This is a genomic window from Phyllobacterium sp. CL33Tsu, assembly GCF_900113985.1.
Lineage (GTDB): Bacteria > Pseudomonadota > Alphaproteobacteria > Rhizobiales > Rhizobiaceae > Phyllobacterium > Phyllobacterium pellucidum.
In genome coordinates this window covers 104,018-121,888 of the sequence record NZ_FORJ01000001.1, presented here as the reverse complement: position 1 = coordinate 121,888, position 17,871 = coordinate 104,018, and the positions used below count along the sequence as shown (strand labels likewise).

Below are 17,871 nucleotides of genomic sequence, written 5' to 3'. Positions count from 1 at the left end.
GCCCCTATATGGTGTATAAGCGCCAAGACTCCAAGTCACTGGTTTGTCGCACCACCTTCCGGCGGGATATCTTCCTTCGGTTCCGGCGCAGTCGTCGCGTCGGGCGATGCTTCCGGCGCGGTCGTGCCGGGTTTCAGCCGCTTCAGGATGGTCGATTCGGGATCTTCCGGCAGAAGGCCGACAAGTTTCGCGCCAAGCTGGTCGATCATCGGCTTCGATTTGGCGTTTCCAACCCAGGCTGGCTGGTTTTCCGGCACGAGCCAGTTGAAGAACAGCATGGCGACGACAACGAGAAGTATGCCGCGCGCTGCGCCAAACAGGAAGCCGAGCGTGCGGTCGAGCGCGCCGATGCGGCTGTCGATGATGAAATCGGCAATCTTCATGGTGATAATAGACACGACGATCAGCGTGACGACGAAGACAAGGCCCGCCGCTGCAATCTGCACGATGGTGTCGTTGCTGATGTACGGGGTAAGGAAGGGAACAACAGGCTTGTAAAAGAGATAGGCGGCCGCTGCCGCCGCTGCCCAGGAAACAACCGACAACACTTCGCGCGAAAATCCGCGCACCATGGCGAGGACCGCCGATACGAGGGTGATGCCCAATAGAATTCCGTCAAGCAACGTAATCGGCATTTACTTTCATCCCCATGTCACTGCCCGATGGCCCCATCCGGTCAGTCTGCGCGTTGTTTCTTGCCTGGTCCCGAAGCCGCGATCCGGGCCACAAGGTCCGGCAACGAAGCCGTTTCGGTCAGAGCGGCATTGCCGTTCTTGGCAACATCGTTGCTTCCCTTGGGAAGAACCGCCTGCTTGAAGCCAAGCTTATCTGCTTCTTTCAGTCTCTGTACAGCATGTGCAACCGGACGCACGGCGCCCGATAGGCTGACTTCGCCGAAATAGACGCAATCGGCCGGAAGGGCAATACCGGCGATAGAGGAAACCAGCGCAGAGGCGACGGCGAGATCAGCGGCCGGTTCAGTAATGCGATAACCGCCGGCGACGTTCAGATAAACGTCGTGCTGGCCGAACCGAACGCCGCAATGGGCTTCGAGCACGGCGAGAATCATCGACAGGCGGTTGCCGTCCCATCCGACGACCGCGCGCCGCGGTGTTCCGAGCGTCGACGGCGCAACCAGCGCCTGGATCTCGACGAGGATCGGGCGCGTGCCCTCCATGCCTGCAAACACCGCTGCGCCCGGGGATTTTTCGTTGCGCTCGCCGAGAAAAAGCTCGGATGGGTTCGCAACTTCGCGCAAGCCGCGGTCGGACATTTCGAAGACGCCGATCTCGTCAGTGGGTCCGAAGCGGTTCTTCACCGTGCGCAGGATGCGGTAGTGATGGCCACCTTCGCCCTCGAAATAGAGCACGGCATCGACCATATGCTCGACGACGCGCGGACCGGCAATCTGGCCTTCCTTGGTCACGTGGCCGACGAGAACGACGGCGGCGCCGGTCTGCTTGGCATAGCGGATCATCGCCTGTGCGCCGGCGCGTACCTGCGTCACCGTGCCGGGCGCCGAATCGGCCGCGTCCGTCCAAAGGGTCTGGATCGAGTCGATGATGATGAGGTCGGGGCGCTTCGAATCGGCGATAGTCGCCAGAATGTCCTCGACATTGGTCTCGGCCGCTAGCTGCACATCGGTGTCCGCAGCGCCGAGGCGCTGCGCGCGCAACCTGATCTGCGCCACCGCCTCCTCGCCCGAGACGTAGACCACGCGGTTGCCACGCCGCGCCAGCGCTGCTGCCGCCTGTGTCAGCAATGTGGACTTGCCGATACCGGGATCGCCGCCGACGAGAATGGCGGAACCGCGTACGAATCCACCGCCAGTCACTCGGTCGAGTTCGCCGATCCCGGAGCGGATACGCGGCGCATCCTCGATCTCGCCAGAGAGGCTGGTGAGGGCGACGGCTCGCCCCTTGCGGGCCGAAAGGCGTCCCGGGCCGCTCCCGATCCCGCCGGAGGTGCCTTCCTCGACCAGCGTGTTCCACTCACCGCATTCGTCGCACTTCCCCGCCCAGCGTGAATGTACAGCGCCGCAGTTCTGGCAGATGAATTGAACCCGGGCCTTGGCCATCAGCTACGCTTTCCCGAATAAAGATAGCGGCGGTGATAGCGATTGCCGAGGCTGGTGAGCATCTCATAGCCAATGGTGCCGGCGGCGCGCGCGGCCTCATCCAGCGCAATGTTGGCGCCGATCAGTTCGATGAAGTCCCCGGGCTTTACGGCGTCTGACGGAAGATCCGTCACATCGAATGAGGTAAGGTCCATGGTGACGCGGCCGATCACGGGCACTCTCTGACCAGCGATGAACCCTTCGCCGCCCTTGGTGACAGCGCCGCGCAACGGCACGCCGCTTCCCGAGGCCGAGCGGAGGTAGCCATCGGCGTAGCCGACCGAACAGATCGCAATCCGCGTATCGCGCTCGAGCGTCGCGGTGGCGCCGTAACCGACCGTCTCGCCTTTGCGGCCGTTACGGATTTGTACGATGCGCGCCTCCACCGTCACCACGGGACGCATCGGATTGGCAACGCCGGAGAGCGGCTCGCCGCCATACAGGGCAACGCCTGGGCGACTCAAATCGAAGCCCGTATGCAAGGTATGAAAGACGCCGGGCGAGTTGGCGATACTTGACTGAATGCCTTTGAAAGCGGCTCGAAGCTTTTGAAATGATTCAAATTGCTTGGCCGTCAAGGCATGGGCTGTGTCGTCGGCCGCCGCAAGATGGGTAATCAGGAGCACCGGGGCGGGTGCGCCGGGCCTTGCGGCATATGCCAGCGCCTCGTCAACCGTCAGCCCGAGGCGATTCATGCCGGTATCTACATTCAAGGCGAATGGCAGCGGCTCGGGACGACCAGAATTTGCGCGCTCCCAAAGCTCGATTTCGTGGGGCGATCCGAGAACCGGGATGAGGTCCGATTGCTCGTAGGCGGGAAATGCGCCCTCGAAAAATCCGTTGAGGACGAAGACGCGCGCATCCGGGGCAACAGCTTTGACCCGCAAACCTTCTTCTGCAAGCGCAACGAAGAAGCTGCGGCAGCCAGCCTGCCAAAGGGCGGGCACGACATGCACGATCCCGAGCCCATAAGCGTCGGCCTTGACCACGGCCGACGTTTCGGCTGGCTTCGATTTCTCCGCGAGCAGCTGCCAGTTGGCAATGAGGGCATCGAGGTCGATGGTCAGACGCCCGCCGGCCAGCCGCGGGTCGGCGCCGGTCGTGGTCACATTGGTCTTGATGTTCAAATCGTCACTCGAATCGTTCTGGAAGATGCGAATCCTCGGCAAGATCGGTGAAGCGCGTGAACTCTGACTGGAACGCAAGCCTCACGGTTCCTGTCGGGCCGTGGCGCTGCTTGGCGATGATGACTTCCGCCTTGCCTGAAGCCTCGTTGAGATCGGCCTGCCACTTGAAATGCTCTTCCGTCCCTACTTTCGGCTCCTTGTTCTTGATATAGTATTCATCGCGATAAACGAAAAGCACGACGTCGGCGTCCTGCTCGATCGAGCCGGATTCGCGCAAGTCCGAAAGCTGCGGGTGTTTGTCTTCACGGCTTTCCACCTGGCGTGAAAGCTGGGATAGGGCGATGATCGGCGTGTTCAGTTCCTTGCCAAGCGCCTTCAGGCCGGTCGTGATCTCGGTGATTTCCTGAACACGGTTTTCCGAGGCGCGCTTGGAAGACCCCTGCATCAGCTGAATATAGTCGATGACGAGAACGTCGAGCCCGCGCTGCCGCTTGAGCCGCCGTGCCCTTGCGGCAAGCTGGGCGATCGAGATACCGCCGGTCTGGTCGATATAGAGCGGCACGCGTTGCATATGCTGCGAGCAGGCGACCAGCTTTTCGAAATCGGCCTCGCTGATTTCGCCTCGGCGGATTTTCGAGGAACTGATCTCCGATTGCTCGGAAATAATACGCGTCGCCAGCTGTTCCGACGACATTTCGAGCGAAAAGAAGCCGACGACGCCGCCATTCTTGGCCTTGAAGCTGCCATCCGCCTGCTGTTCCGGCTCATAGGCCGCGGCGATGTTGAACGCGATATTGGTCGCAAGCGAGGTCTTGCCCATGCCGGGACGCCCGGCGAGTACGATAAGGTCGGAAGGCTGCAGCCCGCCCATGCGCGCATCGAGTGCGCGTATGCCGGTGGAGATGCCGGAGAGGTGGCCGTCGCGCATGAAGGCGGCATTGGCCATGTCGACCGCGGACTTCACCGCGTCGGTAAAGGTCTGGAACCCGCCATCGTACCGGCCGGTTTCGGCAAGCTCGAACAGCCGCCGCTCAGCGTCCTCGATCTGGCCTTGCGGTGCGACATCGACGGGAGCGTCATAGGCGATATTGACCATGTCCTCGCCGATGGTGATCAGCGCGCGGCGGGTCGCAAGATCGTAGATGGCGCGGCCGTAGTCCTCGGCATTGATGATTGTCACCGCTTCGGCCGCGAGACGGGCGAGATATTGCATGACCGTCATGTCACCGACCTTCTCGTCAGCCGGCACGAAGGTTTTCAGCGTCACCGGATTCGCCATCTTGCCCATCCGGATCATGTCGGACGAGATTTCGAAAATCTTGCGGTGCAAAGGTTCGTTGAAATGGGTCGGCTTCAGGAAATCGGAAACGCGGTAGAACGCATCATTGTTGACCAGGATGGCACCCAGAAGGGCCTGCTCTGCCTCGATATTATTGGGAGCCTCCCTGTAGAAGGCGTCGCGCGCCTCATTGATCTTGCGTACCGTTGCTTCAGCCATTTCGCTTTTTCCTGTTATCCCTTCACTATGGCCACCGGGCATTTGACCGCGCAATGCGGGGTCGAAACATACATTTCAATCCACAACAAAAGCAGACTCGGATTGTTTGAAGCTTGACTCAGAGAGGCAGATTCGGGGCGCGATTCGCCTTCCTGAATCTACACCCGGCGTAGGAAATTGTGCAAATGCAGGCGTCAATAAGCTGTGCGACCGCTGGCCACTCCGCACAGCTAAAGTGAGACCAGTGCTGATTCTTTCGTGGGGAATGGATCCTCGGGACGAACCGGATAACGGCAGCATAGGCCCGAGGGTGATCTTGGGCATACCGGGCGCAAGATGACGGCGAAGGGGAAGAGGGGCGGCCTAGCGCCCCGCTACCGACTCCTTCGTATTGACCTGGCTGTTGGCGGAACTGCGCTCGCATTCGAGACGCCTCAGCCGCTTTTCTGCCTCGAATATATAGTCGCGGGTCAGCGGCACGGCCTCCTGCTGATGCGCCAGCTGGATCTGGAACACGACGAGGTTCTGCCAGCGGAAAGCAGCTTCCGAGGCGGCGAGGTAGAATTCCCACATCCGGCAGAAGCGTTCGTCATAGATCGCCTTGGCCTGTTCGCGATTTTCCATGAAGCGCTCGCGCCAGATACGCAGCGTCTCGGCGTAGTGGAGACGCAATATCTCGATATCGGTGACGACAAGGCCTGCCTTCTCGATATGCGGGACGACTTCCGACAGGGCCGGGATATAGCCGCCTGGGAAGATGTATTTCTGGATGAACGCATTCGTGTAGGACGGACCGTCCGAACGGCCGATGGAATGCAGGAGGAACACGCCATCCTTTTTCAGAAGTCGGGCCGTGTGCTGGAAATACTCGGCGAAATGGCCGACGCCCACATGCTCGAACATGCCGACGGAAACGATCCGGTCGAAACCGTCCTCTAGCGTGCGATAGTCGCGCAGATCAAAGCGCGCGCGCGCCGAGAGGCCCTCGTCGAAGGCGCGCTTGTTGGCGACGCCATGCTGCTCCTGCGAAAGCGTGACGCCGGTAACGTCTGCTTCGAGATATTTGGCAAGGTAAAGCCCGAGGCCACCCCAGCCGCAGCCGATATCGAGCACCTTCTGGCCCTTCCTGGCGAGAAGCTTTGCGGAAATATGGCGCTTTTTCGCGAGCTGCGCCTCTTCGAGGGTCGCGTCAGGGCGCTCGAAATAGGCGCAGGAGTACTGCATGTCGCTGTCGAGGAAGAGACGATAAAGGTCTCCCGAAAGGTCGTAGTGCCGCTGCACATTGTTCGATGCGCGGGTCAGCGTGTTCATCTGGTGCAGTCTGCGCGTGGCGCGGCGGATGCCTTCGATTGCCAGCATCCAGGGTTCCCGGGCGACCGTTGCCCCGGTATTCTCGAATATGATCTTGAGGACATCGTAGATATTGCCGTCAAGAACGTCGATTTCGCCGTTCATATAGGCTTCGGCAAAGTGCAGCGACGGGTCGAACGCGATTTTCCGCTCTGCGGCGGCGCTGTTGATGCGAAAGGCGATCGGTTCGCCCGTTCCATCGCCAAACGTCCGGGATTTGCCCGAGGCGTCCGTTATTACAAGGGTACCAGTGTGGATCAGACGTGATAGTGCAGCCTTTAGAATGGCATTCATGAACAATCTCCATCATTGACGATAGAGCTCGGCCATCAGAGCAAAGGATGTCCAAAAGGTATGTCTTCTTGGGCGGAAACCCGGCGTTCCGGGCAGATTCGGAATAAATTCTGCGGGCTTTGGCTCGACCGATGCGATCGGTCTAGCCGGACCCTTTGACCGTATCCCGAATTTCCTCCGGCAGAATGGTGCCATTTGGATATCCTTTGCTCTAGAAGACTCAACCTTGAGTCTAGGTCGGGCATGGGTAGGACAAGTAAATCTACTCAATTTTTTCATTCTGAAAAGCAAAAAAACACCCGGCATCTCTGCCGGGTGTTTTGTGCGACTCAAGTAAAGCAGTTACCTGATGGTAACCGAAGTACTATCAGGCGTTTTCTTCGCCTTCTTCGTCCTCGTCGAAGAATTCGTCCGAAAGCGGTGCTTCTTCAATTCCGTAGATCGCCTGAGCCGAGGTAAGGTCTTCGCCCTTTACCTGACGCTCGGCTTCGTCGGCCGTGCGGGCGATGTTGATCGTGACCGATGCCTCAACTTCCGGATGCAGGGCGAGAACGACCTTGTGGAGGCCGATCGTCTTGATAGGCAGGTTGAGTTCAACCTGGTTGCGGTTGAGCGAGAAGCCTTCGGCCGTGATCAGGTCGGCGATATCGCGCGTCGATACCGAACCGTAAAGCTGACCGGTCTCGCCGGCCGAGCGGATGGCGACGAAGGTCTTGCCGTTGAGCTTGTCGGCAATTGCCTGGGCTTCGGACTTGCGCTCGAGGTTGCGGGCTTCGAGCTGGGCCCGCTGGCCCTCGAACTTCTTCTTGTTGGCTTCGTTTGCACGAAGAGCCTTGCCCTGCGGCAGGAGGAAGTTGCGGGCAAAGCCGTCCTTTACCTTGACGGTGTCGCCCATCTGGCCGAGGCGGCTGATACGTTCGAGAAGAATGACTTCCATTTTGAGTTTCCTTTCAAGTTCAATTGTCGTTGTTGGGTGTTGTATTCGCAGCCTTCGAAACCGGCGCGCTGCGCGATGTGTCGAACAGACCGGCGAGAAGGAAGAAGAAAAGCACGAAGACGAAGAGCATCACGGCGAAGTAGGCGAACCACAGCGCCACCGGACGCCACGCGGCTCCGCGTGTCCGTGCGTGAAGCATGGCAAAGCCGGCCATGATGAAGCAGGCACCAAGGGCGCCGGCAAAGGCGGTTGCGGCATAGCCGATACCGCCCGGAAGGAAGCACGCGGCACAGGCAACTGCAAAAACGGCGAGCGCCGGGCGGGGCATGCGCAGGGCGCGCGGCCAGTCATCCCTCGGACGGCGCAGTTTGCCCGACGCTGCGGTGAGTCGCAGGGCAAGGTAGAGATTGGCGACGATGATCATCACCCAGACGGCCGGCTGCATGGCCGGCAGGACGCGCACGACGAACAGCGCCATGTCCTGAACGGCTTCCGCATTGGCGGCAAGTTCTGGATTGCTCGCGGCAAGCTGCTGTCCAAGCGACGCGGCAAGCTGCGCGGCAAAATCATCGCCGAAGCCGATCATCACCCCGATGGCGACGAAACTTGCGCCGACGATCAGCGCGAGGCGAAGCAGCATGTCGGCGATCGGGTACCAGACATAGGTATCCTTTGGGCCGCCGATCTCTTCGGCAGGACGTGCAAGGCCAATGAAGTAGGAAGCTGCCGCGGCGGGCAGCGCCGTGATAAGCACGACGACGATGGCGGCCGTCGGTGCGGCAAGCACCGAAACGGCAACGGCCATGGAGAGGGCGGCAATGAAGCCCGCGCCGGTGCCCCAGCCGAGGGCGGCAACGAAAATCGGAAGCGGGGAAAAGAGCAGGAGCGCCATGGCGAGCGTCGACTGCGTGATGACGCCGACCGAGAGCAGCGCGGCTGCGAGCCCCGCCATTACTCCAACGCCAATATCTTTTGCAGTCAGTTTCATCTCGCTCGCTGTCCTGCTTCTTCAGCAGTTAGAGGCGGTTCTTCGACCAGAGCCTCAACTTGGGTTTTTTTGTTTGCCAGGCCCACGCCCATCGCGGATGGCAAGGAAGGCGGCGGCTGGGCTGCCGCCTTCGGTCTTGTCTTACTTCACAACGTAGGGCAGGAGGCCGAGGAAACGTGCACGCTTGATCGCCTGGGCGAGTTCGCGCTGCTTCTTCTGGCTGACAGCCGTGATACGGGAAGGAACGATCTTGCCACGCTCGGAAATGTAGCGCGACAGGAGCTTGATGTCCTTGTAGTCGATCTTCGGCGCATTCGCACCCGAGAACGGGCAGGTCTTGCGGCGGCGATGGAAGGGACGGCGGGTCGGGATCTGATTGATATCAACCATTATTCTGCTCCTTCACCGGCTTCGTTGTCACGCGGACGACGCGGACGGCGCGGACGATCGTCGTCGCGGCCACCGAACTTGTTGTCGTCACGGTCACGGCGATCGTCGCGACGTGCGAGCATGGCCGACTGGCCTTCCTCGTGTTCGTCGACGCGGATCGTCATGAAGCGCAGGACGTCTTCATTGATGCGCTGCTGGCGCTCGAGTTCGGCAACAGCCGCTGCCGGAGCAGTGATGTTGAGAAGCGAGTAATACGCCTTGCGGTTCTTGTTGATACGATAGGTGAGGGCACGCAGTCCCCAGCTTTCGATACGCCCGACTGATCCGCCATTGGTCTCGATGATGCCCTTGTACTGTTCTACAAGCGCATCGACCTGCTGCTGCGAAATGTCCTGTCGGGCAAGGAACACATGTTCATAAAGAGCCATTGTCTTTGCCTTTCTTCGTTAATATTGCCCGGTATCAACGGTAAACCTCTGCGAATCTCTCTGCCGGAGGACCGGGGAAGAAAGGACGCTGATGGAGACGATCGAGAGCGGAGACACGGGAGGCTGAAGCTTTAAGCTTCGACGGATGCTTGATCCGGCCCTCCGTTCAGCCCCCAGCTGACGCCGAGCAATGAACGGGCGGCTTATACGGGCAAAAGGTCAAAGAAGCAACCCGTCCGTCCGAGAATATTCGATGCAGCGGGATCAGACGATTGAAAGCCGATTGAGGCCTCAGATTTCGCGCGAGCTTGCCCAAATACAGCCGTCGCAGTCAATATAACAATTGGTTCAATACTGTGGGCTTGCCGGCCGCTGCAGCATCAAAGCTTGACTTCGCGCTTGCCGATAGGCACATCGCGCGTCAGATTGACAAGCGAGCGAACGATTGGAGGCCCTTCCATGTCCATAGCATTCACCTTCCCGGGACAGGGAAGCCAGGCCGTCGGCATGGGCAAGGCGCTGGCGGACAACTTCGCGGAAGCCAAGGCAGTGTTCGACGAGGTGGATGAAGCCCTTGGCGAGAAGCTATCGGCAATCATCTGGGAAGGCCCGGAAGAGACCCTCACCCTGACAGCCAATGCCCAGCCGGCGCTGATGGCGGTTTCCATTGCCGTCCTGCGCGTCCTTGAGGCAAAGGGTGTTTCGCTGAAGGACAAGGTCGCCTGCGTTGCCGGGCATTCGCTCGGCGAATATTCGGCACTTTGCGCGGCCGGCACGTTCTCGCTCGCCGACACGGCCCGGCTTCTGCGTATTCGCGGCAATGCCATGCAGAAGGCCGTTCCCGCCGGCGAGGGCGCTATGGCAGCCATCATCGGGCTGGAGCACGCCGATGTCGAAGCCGTTTGCAAGGAGGCGTCTGCCGGGGGACCAGTACAGATCGCCAACGACAATGGCGGCGGCCAGCTGGTGATTTCCGGGGCGAAGGCCCCCGTCGAGGTGGCGGCGGCGCTGGCAACGGCGAAGGGCGCAAAACGCGCTATCATGCTGCCCGTATCCGCGCCCTTCCATTCGGCACTGATGGCGCCAGCGGCGGATGCCATGCGCGAAGCGCTCGCCGCTGTGCGCATGCAGGATCCGATCGTGCCGCTCATTGCCAATGTGCGCGCAGCGCCCGTCACCTCCGCCGATGAAATCGCCCGGCTGCTGGTCGAGCAGGTCACCGGCCAGGTGCGCTGGCGCGAAACCGTCGAGTGGTTCGGCGCAAATGGCGTGACGACGCTCTATGAGATCGGTGCCGGCAAAGTACTGACCGGACTTGCCCGCCGTATCAACAAGGACATTTCCGGGGTCGCCATCGGTACGCCGGAAGACATCGATGCGGCAGTCGCCGCGCTCAACGCCTGAGACAAGAGGGACATACCATGTTTGATCTGACCGGCCGCAAGGCGCTCGTGACGGGCGCGACAGGGGGCATTGGCGAGGCGATCGCGCGGATGCTGCACGCACAGGGCGCCACAGTCGGGCTGCATGGCACCCGTGTCGAGAAACTGGAATCGCTGGCCGGCGAATTCAGCGACCGCGTCAAGATTTTTCCGGCCAATCTTTCGAGCCGCGAAGAGGTCAAGGCGCTCGGCGAGAAGGCGGAAGCCGACCTCGAAGGGGTCGACATCCTCGTCAATAATGCCGGGATCACCAAGGACGGTCTTTTCGTTCGCATGAGCGATGCCGATTGGGACAGCGTGCTTGAGGTCAATCTGACGGCCGTCTTCCGGCTGACGCGCGAGCTGACGCATCCGATGATGCGCCGCCGCTACGGCCGCATCATCAACATCACCTCCGTCGTCGGGGTGACCGGCAATCCGGGCCAGACCAACTATGTTGCGTCAAAAGCCGGCCTGATCGGCTTTACGAAGTCGCTGGCGCAAGAGATCGCCAGCCGCCACGTGACCGTCAATTGCGTAGCGCCCGGTTTCATCGAATCGGCCATGACCGACAAGCTCAACGACAAGCAGAAGGAAAGCATCATGGCCGCCATCCCGATGCGCCGCATGGGCACCGGTGCCGAGGTTGCTTCGTCGGTTGCGTACCTTGCCAGCAGCGAGGCCGCATACGTCACCGGCCAGACCATTCACGTCAACGGCGGCATGGCAATGATTTGAGCCTGTTAGTGCAGGTATCGGTGGGTATTGGGTCCAATCCCATTTATGAGATTGAGGCGACGAATAAAGCGTGATAAGTCGCGCACCAGTTTGGGCAGTCAAACCGATTTGATGTCCTTTCAAATTCCGCAAGGAAAGAGCCGCATGGGTGGGTGTTTTGGCTGCCGAACAGGGTAAAACAACCATCTTATTGCTTGATTAGAGTCATCCGTGCCGCTAACCAAGGCATAGGAAAAAACAAACAGGTTGAGGTTCCACATGAGTGATACTGCAGAACGCGTCAAGAAAATCGTCATTGAACATCTGGGCGTTGATGCCGAGAAAGTCACCGATGGTGCGAGCTTCATCGACGATCTGGGCGCCGACAGCCTTGATACTGTCGAGCTCGTGATGGCCTTTGAAGAAGAATTCGGCGTCGAAATTCCCGATGATGCTGCTGAGACGATTCTGACAGTCGGCGATGCGGTCAAGTTCATCGACAAGGCACAGGCCTGATTTTCGTTCGGCTCGCCACCGCGTGGATGGTGATGTAAGGTGTTCTGCCTTCCTCGTTCATGCGTGGAGCCGGAAATAATCATGTTGCATATGACATTGAAGGATCGGCCATGAGGCGCGTTGTCATAACCGGCCTTGGGCTGGTGTCTCCTCTCGCATCCGGTGTTGAAGCCACCTGGTCTCGTTTGCTCGCAGGCCAAAGTGGTGCCCGGCGCGTCACGGAATTCGAAGTTGATGATCTGCCCTGCAAGATCGCTTGCCGCATTCCGGTTGGCGACGGCACCGACGGGACGTTCAATCCGGATGAATGGATGGAGCCCAAGGAGCAGCGCAAGGTCGATCCATTCATCATCTACGCCGTGGCGGCCGCCGACCAGGCGCTTGCCGATGCCAAATGGGCGCCGGAGAGCGATGAAGACCAGATTCGCACCGGCGTGCTGATCGGATCGGGCATTGGCGGTCTCGAAGGTATCGTCGAGGCTGGTTATACGCTGCGGGACAGAGGCCCCCGGCGCATTTCGCCATTCTTCATTCCGGGCCGCCTGATCAATCTCGCCTCCGGGCACGTTTCGATCAAGCACAAGCTGCGCGGGCCGAACCATTCGGTAGTTACAGCGTGTTCGACCGGCGCGCATGCGATCGGCGATGCCTCGCGTCTGATTGCCTTTGGCGATGCCGACGTGATGGTTGCCGGCGGTACGGAATCACCGGTCAGCCGCATTTCGCTTGCCGGCTTTGCCGCATGCAAGGCGCTCTCGACGGCGCGCAACGATGATCCCACGGCTGCTTCGCGGCCCTATGACGAGGACCGCGATGGGTTCGTCATGGGCGAGGGTGCTGGTGTTGTCGTGCTTGAAGAGCTCGAACATGCCCTGGCACGCGGTGCAAAGATTTACGCTGAAGTGATCGGCTACGGTCTTTCTGGCGATGCCTATCACATCACCGCCCCGTCAGAGGATGGCGAAGGTGCGCAGCGCTGCATGGAAATGGCCCTGAAGCGCGCTGGTATAACGCCTGACGATATCGATTACATCAACTCGCACGGTACCTCGACCATGGCCGACACCATCGAACTCGGTGCGGTCGAGCGCGTTGTCGGCGATGCTGCATCGAAAATTTCCATGTCTTCGACGAAGTCGTCGATCGGCCACCTTCTCGGCGCGGCAGGTTCCACCGAGGCTGTGTTCTGCGTCCTCGCCATTCGTGACAATATCGCGCCTGCCACCATCAATCTCGACAATCCGTCGAAGGAAACCAAGATCGATCTCGTCCCGCACAAGCCGCGCGAACGCAAGATCGATATCGCCCTGTCCAATTCCTTCGGTTTCGGCGGCACGAACGCTTCGCTCGTATTGCGGCGTTATCAACAGTGATGCGAGCATGGCGGGAGCGCTCATTCGCGCTTTCGCCATATTCGCAATCGATTCTACCGGCTCTAGAGCAGAGGATATCCGAGGTGCTTGAGTGAGCTCAGATCAACAGTCTGGAGACGCGAACGCCGGCAGTGCGCCGGCGCGCAAACCGATCGTGCCGCAATCGGCGTCGGAAGCTTTGCGTCCTGAGCCGGGTACGCCGCCGCCTGCGCCGAAGAAGCGTTCGCGGCGCGCCCGCAGCCAGATCGTCGTTTTCGCGAATTTTCTGTTCTCGCTGGTTGTGCTGGTGGTGTTGGCCGCCGCCGCTGCGGTGTACTTCGGCAAAATCGCCTTCAACGAGGCGGGGCCTACCGAAGTTACAACCAATTACGTGGTGAAGAGCGGTACAGGTTTTGCCGAGATTGCCGACGGGCTTGAGCGCCGGGGCATCATTTCCGATGCCCGCGTGTTTAAATATGCAGTGCGCGCCTACGGCTTTCAGAACGATATGAAGGCCGGCGAATATGAGATCAAGGCCGGGGCGTCGATGCACGAGATCATGGATCTTCTGCGCAGCGGCAAGTCCGTGCTTCATTCGCTGACAATTCCCGAAGGACTGACGGTCGAGCAGATTTTTGAGCGCATTCAGGAGGACGATGTTCTCACTGGTGATCTGCCCGCAGTTTTGCCGGCGGAAGGTTCGCTCTTTGCCAATACGATGCGCTTCTCACGCGGCACGACGCGCGAGGAACTCGTCAAGAAGATGCAGGCCGACCAGAAGAAGCTTGTCGACGACATCTGGGAGCGCCGCGACCCCAGCGTTCCGCTGAAGACCATCGATGAATTCGTCACGCTTGCCTCAATCGTCGAGAAAGAGACCGGCAAGGCGGATGAGCGTCCGCGCGTCGCCGCTGTCTTCATCAACCGCCTCAACAAGAAAATGCGGCTCCAGTCTGATCCGACGATCCTCTACGGGTTGTTCGGCGGCAAGGGCAAACCGACGGATCGGCCTATCCTGAAATCGGACCTCGAAAAGCCGACACCCTATAACACCTATACGGTGAACGGGCTGCCGCCTGGGCCGATTGCCAATCCCGGGCGCGATGCGCTGGAGGCCGTTGCCCATCCATCGCAGACCAACGAGCTTTATTTCGTTGCCGACGGGACCGGCGGTCATGTGTTTGCTGCGACGCTTGAAGAACATAATGATAATGTGAAGCGCTGGCGCGAGGTCGAGAAGAATCGCCTGGATGAGGCGGCCAAGGCGGCGACAGGCGACAAGAACGCCGCACCGGACGTCGATAGCGGCAACTAAACGGACGAGCCCGCATTGAAGCCGGGCTCGAGGGGGCACAATGTCACTGCAAAGCATGACGGGGTTTGCCCGGCACCTTCGCAATATGGCCGGCGCACAGATTTCCTGGGAGATCAAATCGGTCAATGGCAAGGGTCTCGACGTGCGGTTTCGACTGCCGGCAGGGCTTGAAGCAATCGAACAAAAGGCGCGCAATTTCGTCGCGCAGCATTTCAAGCGTGGCAACTTCCAGGCGACGCTGACCGTGGATCGCACAGCGAATATCGGTCGCGCCATCGTCAACGAGCCGCTCCTCAAGGAGTTGGCTTCCATCGCGGCACATCTTCGCGAGGAGTACGGCCTTGCGCCGTCGACGCCGGAGGGCCTGATGGCATTGCGCGGCGTGCTGGACGTGCCGCAGGAGGTGGTCTTGCCGGGCGACCAGAGCGAACTCGAACACGCGGTCCTGGCTGTGCTTGACGAAACGCTCATCGAACTTGCGCATAATCGTCAGGCCGAAGGCAAGGCGCTCGGCGAGATATTGCGGGTGCAGATCACGACGATCGAGATGCTGGTGCAGCAGGCGCGGCTTGATCCGAGCCGCTCGCCAGAAGCCATTCGTGCCCGTCTCGCCGCTCAGGTCGCCCTTCTTCTTGATGCGGCGCCTGCTCTCGATGAGGCGCGCCTGCACATGGAAGCGGCTTTCCTCGCCACCAAGGCGGATATACAAGAAGAACTCGACCGGCTGGAGATGCATGTGGCATCGGCGCGCGCGCTTCTGAAAGAAGGCAATGGCGTCGGCCGCAAGCTCGATTTCCTTACGCAGGAATTCAATCGCGAGTCCAATACGCTCTGTTCAAAGGCCAATGCTGCGTCGATCACGACAATTGGGCTTGACCTGAAGGCCGTTGTGGATCAATTGCGCGAGCAAATTCAGAATCTGGAGTAATCATGTTCAACAGCATCAAGCGACGCGGTCTCATGCTGGTCCTGTCGTCCCCGTCCGGCGCAGGAAAATCAACGCTCGCCCGGTTGTTGCTCAATGATACCGGATTGAAGCTCTCGCTTTCGATCAGCGTGACGACGCGCCCGCGCCGCGCCAGCGAAATCGAAGGCGTGCACTACCACTTCATCTCGGTTCGTGAATTTGAACGCCTGCGCGACAGCGACGCGCTGATCGAATGGGCCGAAGTGCATGGCAATTTCTACGGAACGCCGCGTGAGGCTGCTGAAAATGCTCTCGCCGACGGTCAGGACATGCTTTTCGACATCGACTGGCAGGGCGCCTTGCAGCTCCAGGAAAAGATGAAGGGCGACATTGTCAGTATCTTCATCCTGCCGCCCTCGATGGCGCACCTGAAGCAGCGCCTGCATCGCCGCGCCGAGGACACCGAGGAAGTCATCGACATGCGACTGCGCAATGCGCGCAACGAAATCGAACGCTGGCGTTCGTATGACTATGTCGTGGTCAACGAGGATCTCGACGAAGCATTTCACCAGGTACAGTCGATCGTCACCGCCGAACGGCTGCGGCGTGACCGCTGCCCGGGCCTCTTCGATTTTGTCAGCGGTCTGCTCGAAGAAAAGCTCTAAAGAGCGTTCGCGAGCGCGACGAATTCTTGGATCGAGAGCGTTTCCGCGCGCCGGGTCGGGTCGATCCCGACCTTCTGAAGCAATGCCTCGCCGCCGAGCGGCTTGATGCTCTGCCGCAGCATTTTTCGTCGCTGGCCGAATGCTGCCTGGGTCACACGCCCGAGCGTCGCCGCATCGCACGCGAGTGGCGACTGGCGCGGGACGAGGTGGACAACCGATGAAGTCACCTTGGGCGGCGGTGTAAACGCTTGCGGCGGCACATCGAAGGTGATTTTTGCCTCGGTCCGCCAGCCTGCGAGAACGCCGAGCCTGCCATAGGCGTCGGAACCCGGCCTCGCGACGATCCGTTCGGCCACTTCACGCTGGAACATCAGCGTCAGCGACGCGTAGAACGGCGGCCAAGGCTCGCTGAGGAGCCAGCCTATCAGCAATTGCGTGCCGACATTGTAAGGCAGGTTGGCAACGATCTTGACCTCGCTGCCATTGGCCAACTGCGTGAAGTCGACTTCCAGCGCATCGCCGGGAATGACCTTGAGCGCACCCGGATAGTGGTCGGCTATTTCCTGAAGGGCAGCGAGGCAGCGTTCATCGCGCTCGATGGCGATGACGTTGGCGCCTTGTGCGAGCAGGGCGCGCGTCAATCCTCCAGGACCAGGCCCGACCTCGATGACGGTTTGTCCCGCGAGATCACCCGCTTGCCGCGCAATCTTCGCTGTCAGATTGAGATCAAACAGAAAGTTCTGCCCGAGCGATTTCTTCGCCATCAGGCCATGCCGTTCGATGACTTCTCGCAGCGGCGGCAGGCTGTCGATACTCATGCGGCAGGGCGCTTCAATTGGGCGCGCTTGGCGTGAAGCTCGCCGGCCAGCCGAAGCGCGGCGATGAGGCTGTCGGGCTTGGCTTTTCCCGTGCCGGCTATGTCGAATGCGGTGCCGTGGTCCGGCGAGGTACGGACAAATGGTAAGCCGAGGGTTACGTTAACGCTGTCATCGAAGCCGAGCGTTTTTACCGGAATGAGCGCCTGATCGTGATACATGCAGATGGCTGCGTCATATTGGGTGCGCGCCGCGGCGTGGAACATGGTGTCGGCCGGAAGCGGTCCACGCGCGTCGATACCCTCGGCGAGCAGCGTCTCGACGGCTGGACGAACAATCGTTTCGTCTTCCATGCCCATGCTGCCGTGTTCGCCGGCGTGCGGGTTGAGCCCGGCAATGGCGAGGCGCGGATGAGCGATACCGAACTGCTCTTTCAGGGCGAGGGCGGTGATGCGGGAAACCGTGAGAATTGTCGCTGCATCCAGGATCGTCGCCACTTTGTTCAGCGCAATGTGGATGGTGACTGGCACCGCGCGAAGTTCGGGACCCGCCAGCATCATGACAGGCGTGAACTTATGGCCGAGATGTTCGCCGGCAAGATGCGCAAGAAACTCGGTGTGCCCGGGATATTTGAATCCTGCTTCGTAGAGCGGCTTCTTGGCGATGGGGCAGGTGACGACCGCATGGGCTTCGCCCGCCAGCGTGAGCGCAACCGCGCGCTCTATTGCCTCGATCGTCGCGGCAGCATTCGCGACCAGCGGCACACCCGGCCTGTCGATCTGCGGGTGCTGCAACGGTATGACCGGCAGCGCCCGGTCGAAAACTCCTGCCGCAGCTTTAGGGTTTGTCGGCTCAACCGGAACATCCAGCCCCAACCGCAATGCCCGCGAGCGAACGAAGTCCGGATCGGCGAGGAGGAAGAAGGCAGGGATTTGCATTTCCTGGCGCAATTGCCACGCGGCAATGGCTATGTCGGGGCCAATGCCCGACGGATCACCGGAACTAACGGCGAGAGCAGCATTCATGCGCGTGCAA

Annotated in this window: 18 protein-coding genes; 7 read left to right on the top strand and 11 right to left on the bottom strand. The window is 60.3% G+C overall.

Annotated features, from left to right (window positions below):
- Positions 1–35: 35 nt before the first annotated feature.
- From BM074_RS00655 to rpsF, 9 genes are all read right to left on the bottom strand, one after another.
- A complete protein-coding gene (locus BM074_RS00655) occupies positions 36–635 on the bottom strand; it encodes a CvpA family protein (protein WP_027229810.1) in 600 nt (199 codons plus the stop codon).
- A gap of 41 nt (positions 636–676) precedes the next feature.
- Positions 677–2,077, bottom strand: coding sequence for a DNA repair protein RadA (gene radA, locus BM074_RS00650; RefSeq protein WP_027229809.1), 1,401 nt, complete (start codon positions 2,075–2,077; stop codon positions 677–679).
- Positions 2,077–3,243 (bottom strand): alanine racemase, encoded by a 1,167-nt coding sequence (gene alr, locus BM074_RS00645; RefSeq protein ID WP_091919069.1) that lies wholly within the window; start codon positions 3,241–3,243, stop codon positions 2,077–2,079. Before alr ends, radA begins: the two co-directional genes overlap by 1 nt.
- A 4-nt stretch (positions 3,244–3,247) precedes the next feature.
- On the bottom strand, positions 3,248–4,741 hold the full coding sequence (locus BM074_RS00640; protein WP_027229807.1) for a replicative DNA helicase: 1,494 nt from the start codon (positions 4,739–4,741) through the stop codon (positions 3,248–3,250).
- A 363-nt stretch (positions 4,742–5,104) separates the two neighbouring features.
- A complete protein-coding gene (locus BM074_RS00635; protein ID WP_027229806.1) occupies positions 5,105–6,385 on the bottom strand; it encodes an SAM-dependent methyltransferase in 1,281 nt (426 codons plus the stop codon).
- A gap of 367 nt (positions 6,386–6,752) precedes the next feature.
- Complete coding sequence (gene rplI / locus BM074_RS00630) at positions 6,753–7,322, bottom strand: 50S ribosomal protein L9 (protein ID WP_091919068.1); 570 nt, start codon at positions 7,320–7,322, stop codon at positions 6,753–6,755.
- Between the two features lie 19 nt (positions 7,323–7,341).
- Positions 7,342–8,310 carry a DUF2232 domain-containing protein gene (locus tag BM074_RS00625; RefSeq protein WP_091919066.1) on the bottom strand — a complete coding sequence of 323 codons (969 nt, stop codon included), beginning with the start codon at positions 8,308–8,310 and terminating at the stop codon, positions 7,342–7,344.
- A 141-nt stretch (positions 8,311–8,451) separates the two neighbouring features.
- Positions 8,452–8,700: a 30S ribosomal protein S18 gene (gene rpsR / locus BM074_RS00620; protein WP_027229803.1), complete on the bottom strand. Its 249-nt coding sequence runs from the start codon at positions 8,698–8,700 to the stop codon at positions 8,452–8,454.
- Positions 8,700–9,128, bottom strand: coding sequence for a 30S ribosomal protein S6 (rpsF, locus tag BM074_RS00615; RefSeq protein ID WP_027229802.1), 429 nt, complete (start codon positions 9,126–9,128; stop codon positions 8,700–8,702). Before rpsF ends, rpsR begins: the two co-directional genes overlap by 1 nt.
- A gap of 459 nt (positions 9,129–9,587) precedes the next feature.
- Here rpsF and fabD point away from each other — a divergent pair, with 459 nt between their 5' ends.
- The 7 genes from fabD to gmk all read left to right on the top strand — a co-directional run bounded on the left by fabD (position 9,588) and on the right by gmk (position 16,021).
- Positions 9,588–10,532, top strand: coding sequence for an ACP S-malonyltransferase (gene fabD, locus BM074_RS00610; RefSeq protein ID WP_027229801.1), 945 nt, complete (start codon positions 9,588–9,590; stop codon positions 10,530–10,532).
- 17 nt (positions 10,533–10,549) lie between these two features.
- Entirely contained in the window at positions 10,550–11,287 is a 738-nt protein-coding gene (gene fabG, locus BM074_RS00605; protein WP_091919064.1) for a 3-oxoacyl-[acyl-carrier-protein] reductase, read from the top strand.
- A 258-nt stretch (positions 11,288–11,545) separates the two neighbouring features.
- Entirely contained in the window at positions 11,546–11,782 is a 237-nt protein-coding gene (locus BM074_RS00600; protein WP_008128530.1) for an acyl carrier protein, read from the top strand.
- Between the two features lie 110 nt (positions 11,783–11,892).
- On the top strand, positions 11,893–13,155 hold the full coding sequence (gene fabF, locus BM074_RS00595) for a beta-ketoacyl-ACP synthase II (protein ID WP_027229799.1): 1,263 nt from the start codon (positions 11,893–11,895) through the stop codon (positions 13,153–13,155).
- 91 nt (positions 13,156–13,246) lie between these two features.
- Positions 13,247–14,449, top strand: coding sequence for an endolytic transglycosylase MltG (mltG, locus tag BM074_RS00590; protein ID WP_036813190.1), 1,203 nt, complete (start codon positions 13,247–13,249; stop codon positions 14,447–14,449).
- Positions 14,450–14,489: 40 nt separating this feature from the next.
- Entirely contained in the window at positions 14,490–15,377 is an 888-nt protein-coding gene (locus BM074_RS00585; RefSeq protein WP_027229798.1) for a YicC/YloC family endoribonuclease, read from the top strand.
- Positions 15,378–15,409: 32 nt separating this feature from the next.
- Positions 15,410–16,021 carry a guanylate kinase gene (gene gmk / locus BM074_RS00580; protein ID WP_027229797.1) on the top strand — a complete coding sequence of 204 codons (612 nt, stop codon included), beginning with the start codon at positions 15,410–15,412 and terminating at the stop codon, positions 16,019–16,021.
- Here the strand turns inward: gmk and rsmA are convergent.
- Entirely contained in the window at positions 16,018–16,839 is an 822-nt protein-coding gene (rsmA, locus tag BM074_RS00575; RefSeq protein ID WP_027229796.1) for a 16S rRNA (adenine(1518)-N(6)/adenine(1519)-N(6))-dimethyltransferase RsmA, read from the bottom strand. The genes gmk and rsmA overlap by 4 nt on opposite strands.
- Positions 16,836–17,861 (bottom strand): 4-hydroxythreonine-4-phosphate dehydrogenase PdxA, encoded by a 1,026-nt coding sequence (gene pdxA / locus BM074_RS00570; protein ID WP_091919062.1) that lies wholly within the window; start codon positions 17,859–17,861, stop codon positions 16,836–16,838. Before pdxA ends, rsmA begins: the two co-directional genes overlap by 4 nt.
- Positions 17,862–17,871 lie beyond the last annotated feature (10 nt).